The sequence below is a fragment of the Streptomyces sp. NPDC110618 genome, from assembly GCF_055657065.1.
Genome location: NZ_JBVKBN010000026.1, coordinates 69,830 through 88,299 on the forward strand (window position 1 = coordinate 69,830; position 18,470 = coordinate 88,299).

Annotated in this window: 15 protein-coding genes, 2 tRNA genes and 1 pseudogene; 7 read left to right on the forward strand and 11 right to left on the reverse strand. The window is 71.6% G+C overall.

Features of this window, described 5'->3' with window-relative positions; genetic code table 11:
- Window positions 1-6: 6 nt before the first annotated feature.
- The 4 genes from ACZ7L7_RS32665 to ACZ7L7_RS32680 all read right to left on the reverse strand — a co-directional run bounded on the left by ACZ7L7_RS32665 (window position 7) and on the right by ACZ7L7_RS32680 (window position 3,849).
- Window positions 7-1,593, reverse strand: a complete 1,587-nt coding sequence (locus ACZ7L7_RS32665; protein ID WP_471432351.1) for an ATP-binding protein — start codon at window positions 1,591-1,593, stop codon at window positions 7-9.
- Complete coding sequence (locus ACZ7L7_RS32670; protein ID WP_250749107.1) at window positions 1,590-2,330, reverse strand: response regulator transcription factor; 741 nt, start codon at window positions 2,328-2,330, stop codon at window positions 1,590-1,592. The genes ACZ7L7_RS32665 and ACZ7L7_RS32670 overlap by 4 nt, the downstream gene beginning before the upstream one ends.
- Window positions 2,331-2,445: 115 nt before the next feature.
- Window positions 2,446-3,384, reverse strand: coding sequence for a DUF2797 domain-containing protein (locus ACZ7L7_RS32675; RefSeq protein ID WP_472077794.1), 939 nt, complete (start codon window positions 3,382-3,384; stop codon window positions 2,446-2,448).
- 90 nt (window positions 3,385-3,474) lie between these two features.
- Window positions 3,475-3,849, reverse strand: a complete 375-nt coding sequence (locus ACZ7L7_RS32680; protein WP_471432349.1) for an HGxxPAAW family protein — start codon at window positions 3,847-3,849, stop codon at window positions 3,475-3,477.
- An 89-nt stretch (window positions 3,850-3,938) separates the two neighbouring features.
- Between ACZ7L7_RS32680 and ACZ7L7_RS32685 the strand changes: the two genes are divergently transcribed.
- Window positions 3,939-4,421, forward strand: a complete 483-nt coding sequence (locus tag ACZ7L7_RS32685) for a MarR family winged helix-turn-helix transcriptional regulator (protein WP_453608393.1) — start codon at window positions 3,939-3,941, stop codon at window positions 4,419-4,421.
- 7 nt (window positions 4,422-4,428) lie between these two features.
- Here ACZ7L7_RS32685 and ACZ7L7_RS32690 read toward each other — a convergent pair whose 3' ends face one another.
- Entirely contained in the window at window positions 4,429-4,839 is a 411-nt protein-coding gene (locus ACZ7L7_RS32690; protein WP_285516472.1) for a winged helix-turn-helix transcriptional regulator, read from the reverse strand.
- Between the two features lie 84 nt (window positions 4,840-4,923).
- Between ACZ7L7_RS32690 and ACZ7L7_RS32695 the strand changes: the two genes are divergently transcribed.
- The 3 genes from ACZ7L7_RS32695 (at window position 4,924) to ACZ7L7_RS32705 (ending at window position 7,371) form a co-directional block, all read left to right on the forward strand.
- Window positions 4,924-5,754 carry an NAD(P)H-binding protein gene (locus ACZ7L7_RS32695; protein ID WP_093721061.1) on the forward strand — a complete coding sequence of 277 codons (831 nt, stop codon included), beginning with the start codon at window positions 4,924-4,926 and terminating at the stop codon, window positions 5,752-5,754.
- Between the two features lie 157 nt (window positions 5,755-5,911).
- The gene (locus ACZ7L7_RS32700) at window positions 5,912-6,466 is read left to right on the forward strand and encodes a GtrA domain-containing protein (RefSeq protein WP_285516470.1); all 555 of its coding nucleotides are present in this window, start codon (window positions 5,912-5,914) and stop codon (window positions 6,464-6,466) included.
- 407 nt (window positions 6,467-6,873) lie between these two features.
- Window positions 6,874-7,371: a hypothetical protein gene (locus ACZ7L7_RS32705; RefSeq protein ID WP_285516469.1), complete on the forward strand. Its 498-nt coding sequence runs from the start codon at window positions 6,874-6,876 to the stop codon at window positions 7,369-7,371.
- A 294-nt stretch (window positions 7,372-7,665) separates the two neighbouring features.
- On the opposite strand, the gene ACZ7L7_RS32710 is transcribed toward ACZ7L7_RS32705, so the two are convergent.
- A complete protein-coding gene (locus ACZ7L7_RS32710) occupies window positions 7,666-8,046 on the reverse strand; it encodes a hypothetical protein (protein ID WP_285516468.1) in 381 nt (126 codons plus the stop codon).
- A gap of 19 nt (window positions 8,047-8,065) precedes the next feature.
- The gene (locus tag ACZ7L7_RS32715; RefSeq protein ID WP_285516467.1) at window positions 8,066-8,608 is read right to left on the reverse strand and encodes a hypothetical protein; all 543 of its coding nucleotides are present in this window, start codon (window positions 8,606-8,608) and stop codon (window positions 8,066-8,068) included.
- A 436-nt stretch (window positions 8,609-9,044) separates the two neighbouring features.
- Between ACZ7L7_RS32715 and ACZ7L7_RS32720 the strand changes: the two are divergent.
- A pseudogene (locus ACZ7L7_RS32720) lies at window positions 9,045-9,830 on the forward strand (site-specific integrase); the annotation flags it as partial.
- Window positions 9,831-9,907: 77 nt separating this feature from the next.
- Here the strand turns inward: ACZ7L7_RS32720 and ACZ7L7_RS32725 are convergent.
- From ACZ7L7_RS32725 to ACZ7L7_RS32735, 3 genes are all read right to left on the reverse strand, one after another.
- Window positions 9,908-9,980, reverse strand: a tRNA-Arg gene (locus ACZ7L7_RS32725).
- A gap of 133 nt (window positions 9,981-10,113) precedes the next feature.
- Complete coding sequence (locus tag ACZ7L7_RS32730; RefSeq protein ID WP_472077795.1) at window positions 10,114-11,283, reverse strand: RCC1 domain-containing protein; 1,170 nt, start codon at window positions 11,281-11,283, stop codon at window positions 10,114-10,116.
- Between the two features lie 217 nt (window positions 11,284-11,500).
- Window positions 11,501-11,591, reverse strand: a tRNA-Ser gene (locus ACZ7L7_RS32735).
- A 172-nt stretch (window positions 11,592-11,763) separates the two neighbouring features.
- Between ACZ7L7_RS32735 and ACZ7L7_RS32740 the strand changes: the two genes are divergently transcribed.
- Window positions 11,764-12,288, forward strand: coding sequence for an SSI family serine proteinase inhibitor (locus ACZ7L7_RS32740; RefSeq protein ID WP_472077796.1), 525 nt, complete (start codon window positions 11,764-11,766; stop codon window positions 12,286-12,288).
- 195 nt (window positions 12,289-12,483) lie between these two features.
- Window positions 12,484-16,665, forward strand: coding sequence for a hybrid sensor histidine kinase/response regulator (locus tag ACZ7L7_RS32745; RefSeq protein WP_472077797.1), 4,182 nt, complete (start codon window positions 12,484-12,486; stop codon window positions 16,663-16,665).
- A gap of 49 nt (window positions 16,666-16,714) precedes the next feature.
- Here the strand turns inward: ACZ7L7_RS32745 and ACZ7L7_RS32750 are convergent, their stop codons facing one another.
- Entirely contained in the window at window positions 16,715-18,367 is a 1,653-nt protein-coding gene (locus tag ACZ7L7_RS32750) for a long-chain fatty acid--CoA ligase (RefSeq protein WP_472077798.1), read from the reverse strand.
- Between the last annotated feature and the right edge of the window lie 103 nt (window positions 18,368-18,470).

Here is an 18,470-nt window from a genome sequence, read left to right on the forward strand (position 1 = left end):
CTCTGGTCAGGCGCCCTGTTCCACCCGTGTGGTCAAGCTGTGCTGTGCCTGTGAGTACGGTTGCCAGTTCATGTCGGGGCGCGTGGGCGCGGGCAGATGGACCGTGAACACGGTCCGCCCGGGCACGCTGTCCACGGTCACGGCGCCGCCGTGCGCGGCCGCCACGGCCTGCACGATGGCCAGGCCCAGACCGGTGGAGCCGGAGGCGCGCGAGCGCGAGGTGTCGCCGCGCGCGAACCGTTCGAAGACGTGCGGCAGCAGATCCGGCGGGATGCCGGGGCCGTTGTCCTCCACGTCCACGCACATCCATGTGCCCTGCCGCCGCACCCGCGCGGTGACGGTCGTGCCCGGCGGGGTGTGCTTGCGGGCGTTGCCCAGCAGGTTGACCAGCACCTGCTGGATACGGGCCGCGTCCGCCGTCACCAGGGCCGGTTCGTCGGGCAGGTCGAGCCGCCAGTTGTGGTCCATGCCGGCCGCGCGGGAGTCGCTGACGGTGTCCACGACCAGCGGGACGAGGTCGGTCTGCTCGAACTGCAGCGGCCGTCCCGCGTCGAGCCGGGCGAGCAGCAGCATGTCCTCCACGAGCAGGGTCATCCGGCCGGCCTCGGACTCGATACGGCCGAGGGCGTGCCGGGTGTCGGGGCCGATCTGTTCCCTGCCGCGTCTGGTGAGTTCGGCGTAGCCGCGGATGGAGGCGAGCGGGGTGCGCAGCTCGTGGCTGGCGTCGGCCACGAACTGCCGTACCCGGGTCTCGCTCTGCTGGCGGGCGTGCAGGGCGCCGTGGACGTGGTCCAGCATGCGGTTCAGGGCGGCGCCGACCCGGCCGACCTCGGTGTGCGGGTCGCACTCGGACTCCGGGACCCGCTCGTTGAGGTTCACCTCGCCGCTGTGCAGCGGGAGTTCGGAGACCCGGGTGGCGGTGGCGGCGACCTTGCGCAGCGGGCGGGTGGCGACGCCGACGATGACCGTCCCGGCGAGGGAGGCGGCGATGAGGCCGGCCGCGGTGACGCTGATCTCGATGAGGATCAGCGTGTTGAGGGTGCTGGTGACTTCCTCGGTGGGCACGGCGACGTAGTAACTGCCGTTGGCGCCCGTCTTGTACGTGACCCGGTACTCGCCGAGGCTGCCGAGGTCGACGGTGTGCTTGCCGAGGTCGCGGGGCACGGCGGCGAGGGCCAGTTTCTGGCTGTCGTCCAGGTCATCGGCGACCATGCCGCTGAAGTCGGTGCTGGAGTCGTCCTTCTTGCCGACCTTGGCCGCGGTGATGGCGCCGCCCTCCACCTCGGCGACGACCGTGCCCTCGGGCTGGGGGCCGCGGGTGACGAAGTCGGCGAGGGTGAAGGGGTCGCTCTTGGTGACCGCGTTCTCCCGGCCGGGGTCGCCGCCCGGGGGCGCGCCGAAACCGGCCGCGCGTCCGGCGACCTCGCTGAGCCGGTCGTCGAGCTGCTCGTACAGGTGCGAGCGCAGCGCCAGGGTGGTGACCGTGCCGATCACCGCGCAGACCACGGCGATCAGCACCACGGAGGCGACGACGAGCCGCGTCCGCAGGGTCGCTCGCCTCCGCCGCGGACGCGTCCGTCGCCGTCCGCTCATGACGCGGCGGGCTTGATCAGGTAACCGGCGCCGCGCCGGGTGTGGATCATGGGCTCGCGCCCGGCGTCGATCTTGCGGCGCAGGTAGGAGATGTACAGCTCGACCACGTTGGCCTGGCCGCCGAAGTCGTAGGACCAGACCCGGTCGAGGATCTGCGCCTTGCTGAGCACGCGCCGCGGGTTGCGCATCAGGAAGCGCAGCAGCTCGAACTCGGTGGCGGTGAGGTGGATGGAGTCGCCGCCCCGGGTGACCTCGTGGCTGTCCTCGTCGAGGGTGAGGTCACCGACGACGAGCACCGAGTCGGAGCGGCGGTCGGCGGCGCCGGAGCGGCGGATCAGCCCGCGCAGCCGCGCGACGACCTCCTCCAGGCTGAACGGCTTGGTCACGTAGTCGTCGCCGCCCGCGGTGAGCCCGGCGATACGGTCCTCGACCGCGTCTTTGGCGGTGAGGAAGAGGACGGGCACGTCGGGCAGTTCGCGCCGCAGCCGGCCGAGGACGGCCAGTCCGTCCATGTCGGGCAGCATCATGTCGAGGACGACGGCGTCGGGCCGGAACTCGCGCGCGGTCCGTACGGCACCCGAGCCGTCGCCGGCGCTGCGGATCTGCCAGCCCTCGTAGCGCAGGGCCATGGACAGCAACTCGGTGATCGACTGCTCGTCGTCCACCACAAGCACTCGGACGGGGCTCCCGTCCGGCCTCAGCAGTTCGGTGCGCCCCTGGGGCGAGGTCGTGGTCATGGCGGCCACTGTGTCGGGGCCCTCTGAGAACACGCTTTCTACAACCTGTGATTTTCCTGAGAAATTCACAGGGACTCTTAGGAACTGGCCGTGGGGCCCTCAACGGCCGCGCGTGTCAGAACAGTCCGTCCTGGGCGGCCGGGGTGGCGGTCCTGAACGGCCGTAGGGGCAGGGCGCGGTGGCCGGGGTGGCCGCCGGGGTGGCCGCCGGGGTGGCCGGGGTGGCCGGGGTGGCCGCCGTGGTGGCCATCGCCGACGGGGACCAGCCCCCACCCTCTCATCAGCCGGGTGTCGAGTACGACGACACCGGTGGCGGTACGCAGATGCAGATCCGGACCGGCCGCGGCGACCAGCGTCCCGGTGAGGGCGCCGCCCGCGACCAGCTCGGTCACCTCACCGACAGCGGGCGGGAGTTGGGCGAGGCCGAAGGCGGGCACGTGGTCGACGGGGGCGCAGGGGGCGGGGGTCAGCGACTCGGGCCAGCCGGGCAGGGCCCGGGCGCGGGCGTGCAGTTCCTCGACCTCGCGGGCCCGCTCGGACGCGGTGGCGGGCAGCGCGGAGCGTGCGGCTCGCTTGTCGGCGTACGGGATGCGGTCCGGGACGCGGAGTGCGGCGCGGAGCAGTTCCTCGGTGCGCCGGGCGGCCATCAGGGGCCCGGTGCCGAGCCAGGTGAAACAGACGGCGCCCTGTTCCAGCAGGCGGGCGGGGCCCCGCTCCTCGGCGGTGATGCCGACCTTGACCATGCCGGGCCCGAACCAGGCCAGATAGACGCGGTACGGTCGCGGATCGTCGGCGAGCGTGTCCGCGGCGACGGAGTGCGCGCGGTCCAGGCGGGCGCACTCCTCGCAGCGCGCGCCCGTACTACGCCCCGAGACGACCGCGCGCACCGGGCAGGCGTGCCCCCGAGCCCCCACGCAGGTCCGGGACATTTCCTCTTCGACCGCGAAGGCCACCCGCTTCCCCCAGGTCAGCGCGGTGCGCCGCCCGCCTTCCCAGCCCAGCTCGGGACCGCCCGCCGCCCAGCGCAGCCCCGAGCACTTCCATGTCTGTGCCATCAGGTCGAGCGTAGGCGCCGCCACTGACATCGATGCCGATACTCAGGTTCCGGTGGTCGTGGCTCATTCGGCGACGGCGTGTTGTACGACTCACTCGGCGGCGGCGAGCTGTACGGCTTCTTCGTCGGAGACGTCGGTGACGGCAAGCGCTTCCGACCTCCGTCGCCCCCGCCCCCGCCCTGCCAGTCGGCAACCGAGGCACTCCGGGTGCCCCGAGCGGGCCTGCGGATCACGGACCCCCATGGGCCACTGCTCCCGGGCCCGAGGCCCGGACCCCTTCCCCCACCCCGCCAGATGCAGAGCCCAGGTGACGAGCAGGGCCAGCAGGCAGATGCCGAGGCCGCCGCCGATGACGAGCGGGGACACCAGACACACCCCCGCCCCGGCCACCGAACCGCCCACCGTCGCGATCGCGGTGCCGGTCCACCCCGCGACCGTGTGCCCCTCGTCGTACTGTGCGCTCACAGGCCATGCCCCCTCAGGAACGAGAATGTCTCTCACTTCCTAAGGAATTTATCACCGAAACCTCTCACGAAGTGAGGTAACTGCACCACATGCACGCCAAGCCGCGCCGCCCCGCCGCCACCCCCGCCCAGGCACTGGAGGCGATGGACTCCCTCATCGCGGCCCATCTGCTCGGCCAGCAGGAGATGGCCCAGCGGCTGGGCCTGAACATCACCGACCTGCTCTGTTTCGGCTGCGTCCTGAAGGCGGGCGAGAACCTGCTCAGCGCGGGCGACCTCGCCGAGCACGCCCACGTCACCACCGGCGCGATGACCGGCATCCTCAACCGCCTGGAGCGCGCCGGCTACATCACCCGCGTCGCCGACCCGACCGACCGCCGCCGGGTGCGCGTGGCGGCGGTACCGGGCGCGGTCACGCGCGTGGAGGCGCTGTACGGCCCGTACTACGGCCGCCTGATGGAACTGTTCGCCGACTACTCGCCGGACGAGATCGCGGTACTGACGGACTGGTTCACACGGACGACGGGACTGGCGCAGGGGTACATCGACGAACTCCGCGAGGGCGACGCCTGAGCGACTCTCACCGCCGCTGCTTGCCGTCCTGGGCGTCGTAGGCGATCCGGGCCTGCTCGACGCGCGGCAGGTTGACCGACCACTCGGACAGGGCGGCGAAGAGGGGGGCGAGACTCCGCCCCAGCTCGCTGATCTCGTACTCCACACGCGGGGGCACCTCGGGGTAGTACGTCCGTACGACCAGCCCGTCCCGCTCCAACTGCCGCAGCCGCTGCGTCAGCACCTTCGGCGTGATCGTGGAGATCCGCCGCTCCAGCTCGACGAAACGCTGGGTGCCGTATTCGTGCAGGGCCCAGAGGATCGGCGTGGTCCAGCGGCTGAAGACGATGTCGACGACGGGTGCGATGGGACAGGCATTCTCGGGTGCGACTTCACTCCTGCTGACTGTGGCCTCGATCACATCTGCTCCTTCTCCCATTACTTTCCTCTAGGTACCTACTTGCCTCTCAAAAGTACCGTTCCTGAGCAGGAAGTTGACGAGATCTCAGAACGGAGTACGACGATGATCGTGGTGACCGGAGCGACGGGCAATGTGGGACAGCCGCTGGTGCGGGCACTGGTGGAGGCGGGGGAGTCGGTGACGGCGGTGTCGAGGCGCCCCCCGGCCGACGGCGCCCTGCCGGCTACGGTCCGCCACCACCAGGCGGACCTGGCGGCGCCCGAAACCCTGGAACCGGCCCTGACCGGGGCCAAGGCCCTCTTCCTCCTGACCTCGGGGGAGTTCCTGGGCGCGGGCGGTGACCTGGGACCGGTGCTGACGGCCGCGCGGACGGCCGGCGTGAACCGGGTGGTGCTGCTCTCCTCGCAGGGCGTGGGCACGGGCCACCTGCCGCCGACGCTGGAGGACGCGGTCAAGGGAGCGGGCATGCACTGGACGCTGCTGCGCCCCGCGGGCTTCCACTCCAACACCTTCCAGTGGGCGGAGTCGGTCCGTGCTCGCCGCGAAGCGGCGGCGCCCTTCGGCGACGTGGCCCTGCCGACGGTGGACCCGGCGGACATAGCGGAGGCGGCGGCGAGGGTGCTGCGCGAGCGGGGCCACGAGGGGAAGGTGTACGACCTGACGGGCCCGGCGCCCATCACCCCGCGCGAGCAAGTGGCGGCGCTGCAGGAGGTATTGGGGGAGCCGGTGCGCTTCGTGGAACTTTCCCGGTCTGAGGCGCGGGACGGGATGGTGCGTTTCATGCCGGAGCCGGTGGTGGAGACGACGCTGGACATGCTGGGCACGCCGCCGGAGGCACTGCGCCGGGTGAGCCCGGACACGGAGGCGCTGCTGGGGCGTCGGCCGCGGGCGTACGGAGAGTGGGCGGCGCGGTACGTGGGGGCGTTCAAGTAGGGGCGGTTGGCCGGCCCCCCTCGCATGGTGGGGCTGGCACCACCCCCGATCGGGGAGCGTGCCACCTCGTACGGGACGGCGGAGAACGGGATCGTTGGACGCGGCTGATCAAAGCCACGTCCGCACAACTCCCCGCTCCTTCCCGGAAGGAACTCCCATGACCTCGCCGCTCGCGTCCTTCGCCCGGTTCGTGGTGTGCGGCGGCGGGGTGGGCCTGGCCTCCGGAGCGACGGTGCCCCTGCTGGCGACGACGATGCCGTGGGCGCTGGCCAACGCCCTGATCACGGTGGCGTCCACGCTCCTCTGCACGGAGCTGCACGCCCTGTTCACCTTCACGACGGGCAACCGCCCGGGGCTGCGCCGGCACCTCCAGTCCGGGGGCTCGGCGGCGGTGGCGTACGGAGTGACGTCAGCGGCGATCCTGCTCCTGCACACACTGCACCCGTCCCCGTCCCTGCTCTGGGAACAGACGGTGTACTTGACGGCGTCGGGGGCCGCGGGGGTGGGCCGCTTCCTGGTCCTGCGCCTGTGCGTGTTCGGGACCGCCGGGGGCGATCAGCGCCCTGCGCGCCGCGCGTTCCTGAGCGCGGACAGCAGGAGCAGCACTCCGGCCACGACGCTGAAGCCGAGCCCAATGCTCGTGAAGAGCATGACCGTCTCGAACGAGGCGTCGGCGATGCGGGGCAGGCTGTTGGCAAGCACCATGGCGTAGATGGCCAGCACCCCGCAGGCCTGAAGCCGCACCCCGCCCCGCTGCCCGCGCAACCACGGCGGAGTCCACCCGGCCAGCATCGCCACGGGCAACGGCACCATCAGTACTGTCGCCACGCCCAGCGCGATCAAGTGATAGATCGGATTGCCGTTCACCTTGCCCCCTCGTAAGCGAGCACCACCCTAGGTCAGGACGCTGTCGGGGGCACCCACGGTCGGTGCCGCTGAGCACCGGACTTCGCCGTCACGCGGCGTGAGTGCCGGGCTCGGCTTGCCGTAGGGGCAGGAACATCTGACCGAGGAACGCGACTTGGCTCGAATCACAGAACGGCCACTACTCCCGCACACTCTCCACACATGCCCCGTCTCAGGAATACGGTCACCCCACCCGAGCATCCTGGGGGCCGTATGACCAACCCGTACAACACACCCATACCTCCGGCACCACGCGGGCCCGACTCACGTCCACTGCACAAGCGCGTCCTCGTATGGGTCGGCGGCACGGCCCTGCTCCTGACGGGCACGCTGATCGGCTCCGCGAACGGGGACGACGGGCAGCAGCCGGTGGAGGCCAAGCCCAGACCCACGACGACGATCACGGCGACCGTCACGGCCACCCCGGAACCCGGCCCCACGGTCACGGAGACCGTCAAGCCCAAGGCGAAGCCCGCCCCCACGGTCACCGTCACCAAGACGACCACCGCCAGGGCCGCCGACACCGGCAGCGGCAGCAGTTCCGCCCAGGACTCGACCGGCACCTGCTCCATCCGCTCCAACGCCGGAAACTGCTACTCAGCGGGCCAGTTCTGCCGCAACAGCGACCACGGCGCCACGACTACGACGGCCAGCGGCGCGGCGATCAAGTGCGTGTACAGCTCGAACGCGTGGCGGTGGACGTACAGCTGAGGGAACGGGCAACACGCCTCCGCGAACCACCTCACCCCCATCGCGTTCATGACCGTCGGCGCATTCGCCGTGGTCGCGTTGTGGGGCGCCTATCGGGGAAAGCAACTGGTCTGGAAGACACAGATCGTGCTTATGCCGGTGACGATCGGCGTCGCAGCTCTCTGTCACGCCCCACACCCAACGTGCACGCTGGAACAGGCCGGAGGAGGCCGCCGGGGACCCGCCCACAGCGCAAGAGGCCCCGGGTCTCGCCGGGGCCTCTCACTGTGCGCGGCGGCGGCCTGCCGCAAACGACTACTGCGTATCCAGCCGAGCGCTCAGCTCCGTGACAAGGTGGTAGCCCCCGGCAAGATCCATGTCGGTCCGCTCCCTGAGCAGCTTGATCGCGGAGTCACGGTGCCCGCCGTTGAGCAGATCAGTCATCTCGGCGACCAGTGCGGCATCGAGTTGCCGTAGGGCATCAAGCGCCTCGCCGTAGGTGGTGGGCAATGTGTGGCCCTGAGTGAGCAGGTCCAGTGCCACTGGGGCAGTGGCCAGACCGAGGCCCGACTCCTTGCGCAGCCGCCGGATGGCTTTGGCGGTGCGCCCTTCACCAGCCAGCGCTTTCGCCTCGTTCTGCGCTTCCTGCTCGATGGGCGTGATCAGTGCCGTCGTACGTGCCTTGGTGCTCGTCATTACGCTCCAGCACTCCCCATCACTTGCAGTTCCTCTTGATCCCGTCGATACCGAGGACCACCGAGGCAAGGCCACCGAGCGTGGCACCCAGTTCGCTGATCTTCTCCTCACCCTTGGCGACGCGGATCAGGAGGTAGGCGGCTTCCTTCACGGAACCGACCTTCTTGATGAACGCCTTCAACTTGAGGATCTTCGCCACGGGGACCGCGCCGCCGGCAATGGCAGCCGTGATGGAGCCCACGCACTTCGTAGTCTGCCACCAACCACGAACCCCCCGATTCGTTCCGGCAAGGTGCTCGTCCAGATAAGCCTGGACCGCAGCCTCTCCTTGCTGCTCCACGCTGGCAGGCATCTCGTCGATTACCTTCAGCATGGCGAGAAGCTTCTGCCCTTCGGGCGACGCCAACTCCTCCGCGGCAGTCATGGGCTTGTCGGCAGCGACAACCGCCGAACCGGCCGTGGTGCCTTGGTCGGCAGCCACAGCAGCCTGGCTGAGACCCGTGCCCAGGATCGCGGCTGCGGTTATCGCAGCGGTGGCAGCAGTCAGTCTCTTGAACTTCAAGGTGTTCCCCTCTTTGGTCTTACGTCCAGCTGGTCACCACTGGACGTGCCGCAGCACCTCCCCTGGTCATTGGGGGGCTGCGGCACGCATGTGATCATCAAGCGCCCGATTGGGGCGGAGCAAGACATTTGAGGAACAACTGAGGGACGGCACGTACAACCCTCCACCAAAGCCAGGGGCCCCGTGGATTGCTCCACGGGGCCTCTGATCTGCTGTGCACTCGGCAGGATTCGAACCCAACGGTTCCCAGCGAACCTTGCTTGCCGGGGCCGGTCGCTGTGGTTGCTGTACTTCGCTGCTGTACAGCAACGGTCCGGTCTGCCTTCGGCAGCGACCTCCGGCGCCGGTCTATGAAACGCCCCGGCCCGCCGCGCAGTTACTAGATCACTCCGTCCCATCGTCGGGCCCGCCGCCCTGCCCGCCCTCCGACACCCGTGCGATCGGGGCGTGCTGCGAGTCCTACGCGTCCCGCCGCGTGGTTCAGGCTGCCCGTGATGCCCTGCGGGCGGCTCTGACGCACGCGGTCTCCGAGGAGCTGATCGCCAAGAACGTCGCTTCGCTGGTGAAGGTGCCCAAGCCTCGGCGTCGCCGAATCAAGCCCTGGTCTGTCGCGGAGACAAGTCAGTTCCTGACCGACGCCGCCGCACGCGACGATCACCTCTTCGCCGCCTGGGTCCTGGTGCTCTGCCTCGGCCTGCGGCGCGGTGAGGTCCTGGGATTGACGTGGAAGTCCGTCGACTTCGAGCGGGGCGAGCTGTACGTCGACCACCAGATCCAGCGGGCCGGGCGTCAGATCCTGCACCGGGAGACCAAGACCGAGGAGTCCGACGACTTCCTTCCTCTGCCGGCACTCTGCCTCAAGGCTCTACGGATGCGCCGTGCTCAGCAGATCGGGGATCGGAAGGCTGCCGGGGAACTCTGGCAGAACAGTCACGACCTGGTCTTCACCACGAAGTACGGAACCCCGATCGAGCCGGGCAACCTCACGCGCATGTTCGCCCTGCGGGCTCGTCGTGCCGGACTCCGGGTGATCCCGCTGCGGAACACGCGGCACACGTGCAGTTCGCTCCTGGTGGCCCTGAAGGTGCATCCGAAGGTGGCGCAGCGCATCCTTAGGCACTCGCAGATCACCATGACGATGGAGGTCTACGCCGAAGCGAGCGAGGAAGAGGTGCGCACCGCGATCGCCAGGCTGTCCGACGCCATGGGCGGTAGCGGCTGAGGCGGTTGCTGTACTTCGCTGCTGTACGGCACTGCAACGCAAGAGGCCCCGGATCTCTCCGGGGCCTCTCACCTGTGTGCACTCGGCAGGATTCGAACCTGCAACCTTCTGATCCGTAGTCAGATGCTCTATCCGTTAAGCTACGAGTGCTTGTTCTGTTGTTTCGCCGCTCTCGGCCCTTTCGGCCCGCTCGCGGCGACAGGAAGAACATTACATGACTGCCGCCGCCATGTGAAATCCATTAGGCGTACCCCTTGTGACCTGCGGAAACGGGTGTGAGGCGCTAGTTCGGGAGGAGCAGGGCGTGGTGGCCCGAGACGTCCAGCGCGGGGGCCGGGAGGGGGATGCGGACCGGGTGGCCGGGGGTCCCGTCGGCGGGGGCGCCTGAGCCCCAGGCCCACAAGCGGCCCTCGGTGTCGATGGCGTGGCCCATGAGGCCGAAGGCGGACACGCGGCGGATCTTGGGCAGGCCCGTCACCCGTACCGGCTTCGCCACCACGTGGTCCGAGATGTCGCCGTCGCCCAGGGCGCCGCCCGCGCCCCTGCCCCATGCCCACACCGTGCCGTCGCGGTCCAGGGCGTACGCCACCTCCTTGCCGCCGGCCACCTGGACGATGTTCTTCAGGCCGCCCACCCGGACCGGGTTCGCCGTCTGGCCGCCGGTCGGTTCCACGCCCAGCAGGCCGTGTGCGTTGTTCCCCCACGCGCACACCGTTCCGTCGGCCTTGACCGCGACCACCGCCTCGTCCGCGGACGACACGTCCACCACCCCCTTTACGTCGGGGATCGTGGCGATGGTGGTGTCGTCGCGGTCGCCCAGGACGTCGGTGAGGTTGATGCCCCAGCCGACGACCTTGCCGTCCGTGCGGAGTGCGAAGGCGTTCAGGGCGCCCGGGCCCATCGCGGCCACGTGCTCGACGCCGGACACCCGCTCGGGGACGGCCACCCCGTCGTAGCCCTCCCGCTTGCCCCCCTTGACCAGGAAGCGGTCCGAGCCCCAGGCCGTCACGGTGCCGTCCCGCAGGACGACGTAGAAGGTGGGCCCGCTGCTGTACACCGCGTGGGCCCGGGTTATGCCCTTGACCTGGCGCGGCCGGGACTCGTGGATCCGCTCGTGGGAGCCGTGGCCGAGGGAGCCGCTGACATTCGTGCCCCACGACCACACCGTGCCGTCCGCCCGTACCGCCACCGTGGTGTGGCCGCTGTCGGCGAGCGAGACCACGTCCGTCAGGCCCGGCACCGGGCCCGGGCGGAAGGTGCCCTCCTGGACTCCGTAGGGCGTCTTCCATGCCCAGACCGTGCCCGCCGGCAGCTCCCGCTGCGTCGGTCGGGCCGCGGGGCCATCGGGGCACCCCGGCGCGAACATCACCGCGCGGTCCGCCTTGCTGCACCCGGCGAGCGTGAGTACAGCGGCGCCCGCGAGCAGAAAACGGAGCCAGGATTTCGTCTTCACCGTGACACCCCCGTCAGCCGATGCCCCGTCGTGCGACAGGGTGGGCGGTCATCCGCCCGCCCCTCACTCTCACGGCTCCGCCCCGGCCCAAGTAGCGCGCGACTGCTCAGGATCCGGGGGTCTTGTGCGCAGTGCGTCTGAGTACGTGGGCTCAGGTGTTCCGGAAATGACTGAGGGAGTCCGGCCGAGATCGGCCGGACTCCCTCAGTCCTGACGGCGGAGGCGGAGGGATTTGAACCCTCGATGGGCTTTAAGGCCCAAACCGCATTAGCAGTGCGGCGCCATAGACCGGACTAGGCGACGCCTCCAGCACAGCCGCTCGCGCGAGCGCGAGTGGTGCGTGCCGATGATGACACAGACGAGCGGGGTGTCACCAATCGCCCCCTACGGTACTAGGCAGGCGGGGTGTGGGGCAAAGGCCTTGGCGCTGGTGAGGGGCCGTGGTCGCAACGTCCCGGCGCGCGGGGCGTTAGTCAGGTCATGTTGCAGGTCTCGCGCCCTTCGGGCAGTCATCGTGCGCCCCGTCGTTCGTCCCGTCGTCCCTTCCGTGACCGTGCCGGCCGGCAGCGGCAGATCGGACGGGTGCTCGTCCTCGCGGCCGGGGTGGTTCTCGTCGGCTCCACTGCCCCGGCCTCCGCTCAGCCCACTCCCGTTCGCTTTGGTGATCACCTCACGGTTGTCGTGGAGAAGGCCGGGGGTGGGGTCGACGGGCGGTATGTGCTCAGTTGCCATCCCGACGGGGGGAACCATCCCCGGGTCTCCGAGGCCTGTGAGCTTCTGGACCGGGAGACCGTCTACGGGCGGGACCTCTTCGCGCCCGTTCCCGACGGGAGTCTGTGCACCATGCAGTACGGCGGGCCCACCACCGCGCATGTCACCGGAACCTGGGCCGGGCGGCCCGTGGACGCGCGGTTCGGACGGGGGAACGGGTGCGAGATCGCTCGGTGGGACCGGCTCGTACCCCTGCTGCCCGGAGTGAGGCAGTGGCGGGGCGCGGGCGGGTGAAGGGGCTGGGGAGGTCTCGTCGAGGTCATCGGACACGGTCATACGTTCTGGGTCACTTCGTCGTGCGACCTCCCTCTCATCCGGCGCCTCCGGCACAGCCCCAGCCCTTAGACTCCCTCGCGTGACACGTCGCGGGCCGGTTGGCAAGATGGCCCGAGCGGTCGGCAAGGTGCGGTAACAGAAGGGAAGCGTCTCGTGAGCAGCAGGCCATCCCGAGGCGCTGCTCGCCTCGCAGCCATACTCGACGCGCTTCCCGACGCGTTGGTGCTGGTCAACGCCAATGGGACGGTCGTCAACGCCAACACCATCGCCCTGGAGACCTTCGAGGCGCCCGGCACGGCGCTGGTGGGGCGGGGGCTGCTCGATCTGCTGCCGCAGTTCGACTCCAAGCTGATCCCCGGTTCCATGCGCCGCCCCGACCACATGGACCCGGCCGGGCGGACCAAGCCGACCCGGATGATGGCCCGGCGCACCGACGGCAGCGAGTTCCCGGTCGAGGTCACATCCGCGAACCTGGAGAACGGCCAGCAGGCCTACGACGGTTACGGCTACGCCAGCGACGAGCTGCTGATGCTGGTCGTGCGGGACCTGTCCGGGACCATCGACACCGAGGCCGAGCTGGCCCGTTCGCAGCGGCAGACCGAGATGATCCTGCGGGCGGCCTCCGAAGGTGTCGTCGGCACCGACACCGACGGGCGGATCGTGCTCGTCAACCCGGCCGCCGCCCAGATACTCGGCTACCGCGCCAGCGACCTCGGCGGACGCGAGCTGCACACCCTCGTCCTGCACTCCCGCCCCGACGGCTCGCCCTTCCCGTACGAGGAGTCCCCGCTCGCCGACACCCTGCGCTCCGGGCGCAAGCACCGGGTGCGCGGGCAGGTGCTGTTCGCCAAGAGCGGCGAGCGGGTGCCGGTCGACCTGACCACCGCGCCGGTGCGCGACGGCGACCAGCTCGTCGGCGCCGTGATGACCTTCACCGACCGGCGGCCCTACGACGCCCTCGCCGAGGAGAAGGCCGACGCCGAGAAGGCGCACGAGGAGGAGCTGGAGCGGCTCGCCGAGGAGCACGCCTCCGAGCTGACCGCGCTGCGCCAGAAGCACGTCACCGAGGTCGAGGAGCTCCAGGAGCGGCACGCGGAGGAACTGGCCGCGGGCGAGGAGCGGTACGCGGCGCTCGGGGAGCGGGAGAAGGACCGGTACGAGGCGCTCGCCGGGCGGCACGAGCAGCTCCTCACCCTGCTCGGGACCTCGCTGCGCGGGCCCCTGGACGAACTGCGCCGGGAACTCGCCGCGCTGGCCGCGGACGACGCCGGGCAGCTGTGGCCCGAGGCCAACCAGGTGCTGCACCACCTCTCCGCCGGGTACTCCCGGATCACCACCCTCATCGACAACGTCCTCGGCTACCAGCGGCTGGACGCGGGCGGCGAGGGCATCGCCCGTACGAAGGTGATGCTCGACGCGGTCGTCGCGGCCGGTGTGGACGGCGCCGTCGAGCTGATCGGCCCGGGGCGGGTGCAGTTCGCGGTGCACGCGCCGCCGATCGAGGCCGAGGTCGACAGCAGGCTGCTGTCGACCGCTCTGGCACATCTGGTCGCCGATGTCGCGGGCGTCGACGCCACCGGCAACTCGCCCGTCTCGGCGGGCGGCTACATGGACAACACGGTCGTCGTGGCGGCGGCGCAGCGCGGTGAGGTCGTACGCATCGAGGTGCGCGGCCCGTACGCCGGGGGCGACCCGGTGCACGAGCCGATCGTGCGCGGCATCGTGCGCGCCCACGGCGGTGTGCTGCAGACCCACGAGGTGCCCGGCATGAGTGGCAGCGCCTTCGTGCTGGAGGTGCCGATCGGCGCCGGGGCCGGAGCGGTCGCGGCCCCCGAGACGCCCGCTCCAGCGGAGGAGGCGCCGGCTCCCGCCGAGCAGACCTCCGCCGGTGGGCGGCGCCGGGCGCGGCGGTCCTCCGTGGACGCCTTCCTGGAGAGCGAGGTGCCCGGGCAGCCGTCCGGCGCCGACGAGGCGGCCCCCGCCACGCCCACCGGGCGGCGCAGGCGGCGCGCGGCCGAGCAGGCGGAGGCACCGGCGCCGGTTCCGGCCCAGGCACAGGCTCCGGCACCTGCCCCGGCCGAGCTGCCCAGCGGTACCGGGCGGCGGCGCGGGCGTCCGGCCGAGGGCGCCGAGGTCGCCGTCGCGGGCGCCGAGGTCGCCGTCGCGGGCCCCGGGGCCGAGCTCGCCCTGGCCGGTGGCGGTGACCAGGTCGCCGAGGGTGCCGTCGTCACGGCCGCCGAGCACGCGGCGGGCACTGCCGCGGCGGGCAACGGGCTGGGCGGCACCGTGCCGCCGCAGGGCGTCCCGGCGTCGGGCGGACGGCGTGCCCGGCGGGACACCAACGAGCAGCAGCCCGCGCTGGCTCCCGCGCTGCCCGCGGTCGCCTCGGGGCCGGTTCCGGCCCAGGCGGGCACGGACGAGAACCCGCAGCCCACGGGGCGCCGTCGGCGGGCGCTGGCGGCGGCCAACGAGCGGGCGGCGGCGCAGGAGGCGGGTCCGCGTACGGTGTTCGCCCTGCCGCCGGCCGACGCCGACCGGGCGGAGCAGACCGGGCAGGCCCAGGCCGCACCGGTGCCGACGGCTCCCGTACCGCCCGTGCAGCCCCAGCCCGTTCCGGCGCAGCCCTCCACCATGCAGCCCGCGCAGATGCAACCCGCCGCGATGCAGCCCGCGCAGATGCAGCCCGCCCAGGCCCAGGTGCCCGCCCAGGTCCCGGCTCCCCCCGCTGAGGTTCCCCCCGTTGAGGTCCCCGTCGCCGACGAGGGCCGGCATGACGCCGTACCCCACGACCAGGCCGAGGACCACACGCCGCCGCAGCCGCATCCGACCAGCGCGCCGACCGGGCGCAGGCGCCGGGTCGTGCCCCCGACCGACCGGCCCGCCCAGTCGGAACCGCAGCCCCAGCCGCAACCGCAGCCCGTCGAGGCCCAGGCCCAGCAGATCCCGGCCCGGCAGGCCCCGGTCGCGCAGGCACCGGCACAAGCACCGGCCCCGGCCCCGCAGCCGCCCGCCGCTGCCGCCGCCCCCCTCCCCGCCGAAGCACCCCCCGCCGTGGCCACCACCCCGGCGCAGGGTGTCCCGGCCGCGCAGGGCACCCCCGCCCCCGGCACCCCCCTCCCCCCGGAGGCGGGCACGCCGCGCGCCGCGCAGCCGTTGCCCGCCGAGGCCGCCGCGCCCGTGGACCCGAACTCCACGCAGGGGCGGGCGATCAGTGTGCGGACCCTGGGGCAGGGCGTGCCGTTCACCCGGCAGGCCGCGCAGGTGCAGCAGCCGACGCCGACGCCTCCCCCGCACCAGACCAACGGCGGCGGCCGGCGCCGTAAGCTCGGCACGCGCCAGGAGCCGGAGCCGACGGCCGCGCAGCCGGAGCAGTCGGCGCGCCCGCACCCTCAGCCCGAACCGCCGAAGCCCCAGCCGCAGGCCCAGCCGCAGCCGCAGCCGTCGCTGGCCGGACAGCCCCGGCCGGCCGCGCAGGCCACCGAGGGCACGGGACGCTCGTACGCCATAGGCGCGCCGGACGAGAACGCCGCCGAGGGCCCGGAGCCGCTGGACGGTCCGGGCGGTGCGGTCGAGGTCGCGGACCCGCCGCGGCCGCAGCCGATGGACGACGAGCTGCCGCCGGAGCCGCTGGACAACCCGCGCAGGCTGCTGGTGTGGCCCGCGCCGGACGTCACCACGCAGCAGGCGCTGAGCGACCGCGGCTACCGGCCCGTCATCGTCAACTCCCGCGAGGAGGTCGACGCGCAGATCGCCGCCTTCCCGGCCGCGCTGTTCGTGGACCCGCTGACCGGGCCGATCACCCGGACCGCGCTGCAGTCGCTGCGGCAGGCCGCGGTGGCCGCCGAGGTGCCGGTGATGGTGACGGCGGGGCTCGGACAGGCGTCGCGGGAGGCGGCGTACGGTGCCGACCCCGCCGTACTGCTGAAGGCGCTGGCACCCCGGGACAGCGAGCAGCATCCTCCGCGGGTGCTGCTGATCGAGGAGCACGCGGAGATCGCGCTGGCGCTGACGGCGACGCTGGAGCGGCGCGGTATGCAGGTGGCGCGGGCCGCGAGCGACACGGACGCGGTGACCCTCGCCGGGCAGTTCCGGCCGAACCTGGTGGTGATGGACCTGCTGCAGGTGCACCGCCGGCAGGCCGGGATCGTGGACTGGCTGCGCGCCAACGGGCAGCTCAACCGCACCCCGCTGGTGGTCTACACGGCCGCCGTCGACCAGGCGGATCTGCCGCGGCTGGCGTCGGGGGAGACCGTACTGTTCCTCGCGGAGCGCTCGACGAGCCCCGAGGTACAGACCCGGATCGTGGATCTGCTGGCGCGGATCGGGACCAACTGAACACCAAGAGCCCCCGGCCGGTGCCGGGGGCTCTTCTGCGCGCGGCGCGTCAGATCTTCGTCACGTCCAGCGTGCCTTCCGCGTACTGCCTGCGCAGCACCTTCTTGTCGAACTTGCCGACGCTGGTCTTCGGCACCGCCTCGATGACCGTCCAGCGCTCCGGGAGCTGCCACTTGGCGATGCCGGCCTGGTCGGCGAGGAAGATGCGCAGGGCGGCGAAGTCGGCGGTGGCGCCCTCCTTGAGGACCACCGTGGCCAGCGGGCGCTCGCCCCACTTGTCGTCGGGGACGGCGACGACGGCGGCCTCGGCGACCTCGGGGTGGGACATCAGCGCGTTCTCCAGCTCCACCGAGGAGATCCACTCGCCGCCGGACTTGATGACGTCCTTGGCGCGGTCGGTGAGGGTGAGGAAGCCGTCCGGGCTGATGGTGCCGACGTCGCCGGTCTTCAGCCAGCCGTCCTCGCTGAACTTGTCGGCGGGGCGCAGGGGTTCGGCGTCGGGGCCGTTGTAGTAGGCGCCCGCGATCCACGAGCCGCGTACCTCCAGCTCGCCCGCCGACTCGCCGTCCCAGGGCAGGCGCTCGCCGCCGGGGCCAGTCAGGCGGGCCTCGACGGAGGCGGGGAAGCGGCCCTGGGTGAGGCGGTAGCCGAACTCCTCGTCGGTGCCGACCGCGTGGGCCGGGGGACGGGCGATGGTGCCGAGCGGCGAGGTCTCCGTCATGCCCCAGGCGTGGCAGACCCGCATGCCCAGCTCGTCGAAGGCCTTCATCAGCGAGGGCGGACAGGCCGAGCCGCCGATGGTGACCTGGGTGAGGGAGGAGACGTCGCGGGGCTTGGCGGTCAGCTCGCCGAGCAGGCCCTGCCAGATGGTCGGGACGGCCGCCGCGTGCGTCGGCTTCTCGCTCTCGATCATCTCGGCGAGCGGGGCGGGCTGCAGGAAGCGGTCCGGCATCAGCATGTTGACGCCGGTCATGAAGGTGGCGTGCGGCAGGCCCCAGGCGTTGACGTGGAACTGCGGCACCACGACCAGGGAGGTGTCCTGGTCGGTCAGGCCCATCGACTGGGTCATGTTGACCTGCATGGAGTGCAGGTAGATGGAACGGTGGCTGTAGACCACGCCCTTGGGGTCTCCGGTGGTGCCGGAGGTGTAGCACATGGCGGCGGCGGAGCGCTCGTCCAGCTCGGGCCAGTCGTAGCCGGTCGGCTTGCCCGCGATCAGGTCCTCGTACTCGTGCACGCTCACGGACGTCTCGGCGAGCGCGGCGCGGTCGCCGGGGCCGGAGACGACGACGTGCTCGACCGTCTTCAGGTGCGGGAGCAGCGGGACCAGCAGCGGCAGCAGGGAGCCGTTGACGATGACGACGCGGTCGGCGGCGTGGTTGATGATCCAGGCGAGCTGCTCGGGGGGCAGCCGGAGGTTGAGGGTGTGCAGGACCGCGCCCATGGAGGGGATCGCGAAGTAGGCCTCGACGTGCTCGGCGTTGTTCCACATCAGGGTCGCGACCCGCTCGTCGCCGGTCACGCCCAGGTCGTCGTGGAGGGCGTGCGCGAGCTGGGCGGCGCGGGCGCCGATCTCGGCGTAGGAGCGGCGGTGCGGTGCGTCACCGGTCCAGGTGGTCACCTGTGATGTGCCGTGGATCGTGGACCCGTGGGCCAGGATCCTGGAGATCAGCAGCGGTACGTCCTGCATGGTGCTCAGCACGGCGGTCCTCCCGGGGCGACATTGCCTACGCGGTGGTAAGGGTTGCGCAGATTCTGCGCGCATACCGCGCGGTATGTCACTAGGGAAGTGCGATCGATCACAT

Bases quoted from the DNA above. Each gene is read 5' to 3' on its own strand.
- ACZ7L7_RS32690 (WP_285516472.1), bottom strand. From the start codon at position 4,839: ATGGGAGAAGGAGCAGATGTGATCGAGGCCACAGTCAGCAGGAGTGAA.
- ACZ7L7_RS32700 (WP_285516470.1), top strand. From the start codon at position 5,912: ATGACCTCGCCGCTCGCGTCCTTCGCCCGGTTCGTGGTGTGCGGCGGC.
- ACZ7L7_RS32695 (WP_093721061.1), top strand. From the start codon at position 4,924: ATGATCGTGGTGACCGGAGCGACGGGCAATGTGGGACAGCCGCTGGTG.
- ACZ7L7_RS32740 (WP_472077796.1), top strand. From the start codon at position 11,764: ATGTTGCAGGTCTCGCGCCCTTCGGGCAGTCATCGTGCGCCCCGTCGT.
- ACZ7L7_RS32665 (WP_471432351.1), bottom strand. From the start codon at position 1,593: ATGAGCGGACGGCGACGGACGCGTCCGCGGCGGAGGCGAGCGACCCTG.
- ACZ7L7_RS32670 (WP_250749107.1), bottom strand. From the start codon at position 2,330: ATGACCACGACCTCGCCCCAGGGGCGCACCGAACTGCTGAGGCCGGAC.
- ACZ7L7_RS32705 (WP_285516469.1), top strand. From the start codon at position 6,874: ATGACCAACCCGTACAACACACCCATACCTCCGGCACCACGCGGGCCC.
- ACZ7L7_RS32675 (WP_472077794.1), bottom strand. From the start codon at position 3,384: ATGGCACAGACATGGAAGTGCTCGGGGCTGCGCTGGGCGGCGGGCGGT.
- ACZ7L7_RS32710 (WP_285516468.1), bottom strand. From the start codon at position 8,046: ATGACGAGCACCAAGGCACGTACGACGGCACTGATCACGCCCATCGAG.
- ACZ7L7_RS32685 (WP_453608393.1), top strand. From the start codon at position 3,939: ATGCACGCCAAGCCGCGCCGCCCCGCCGCCACCCCCGCCCAGGCACTG.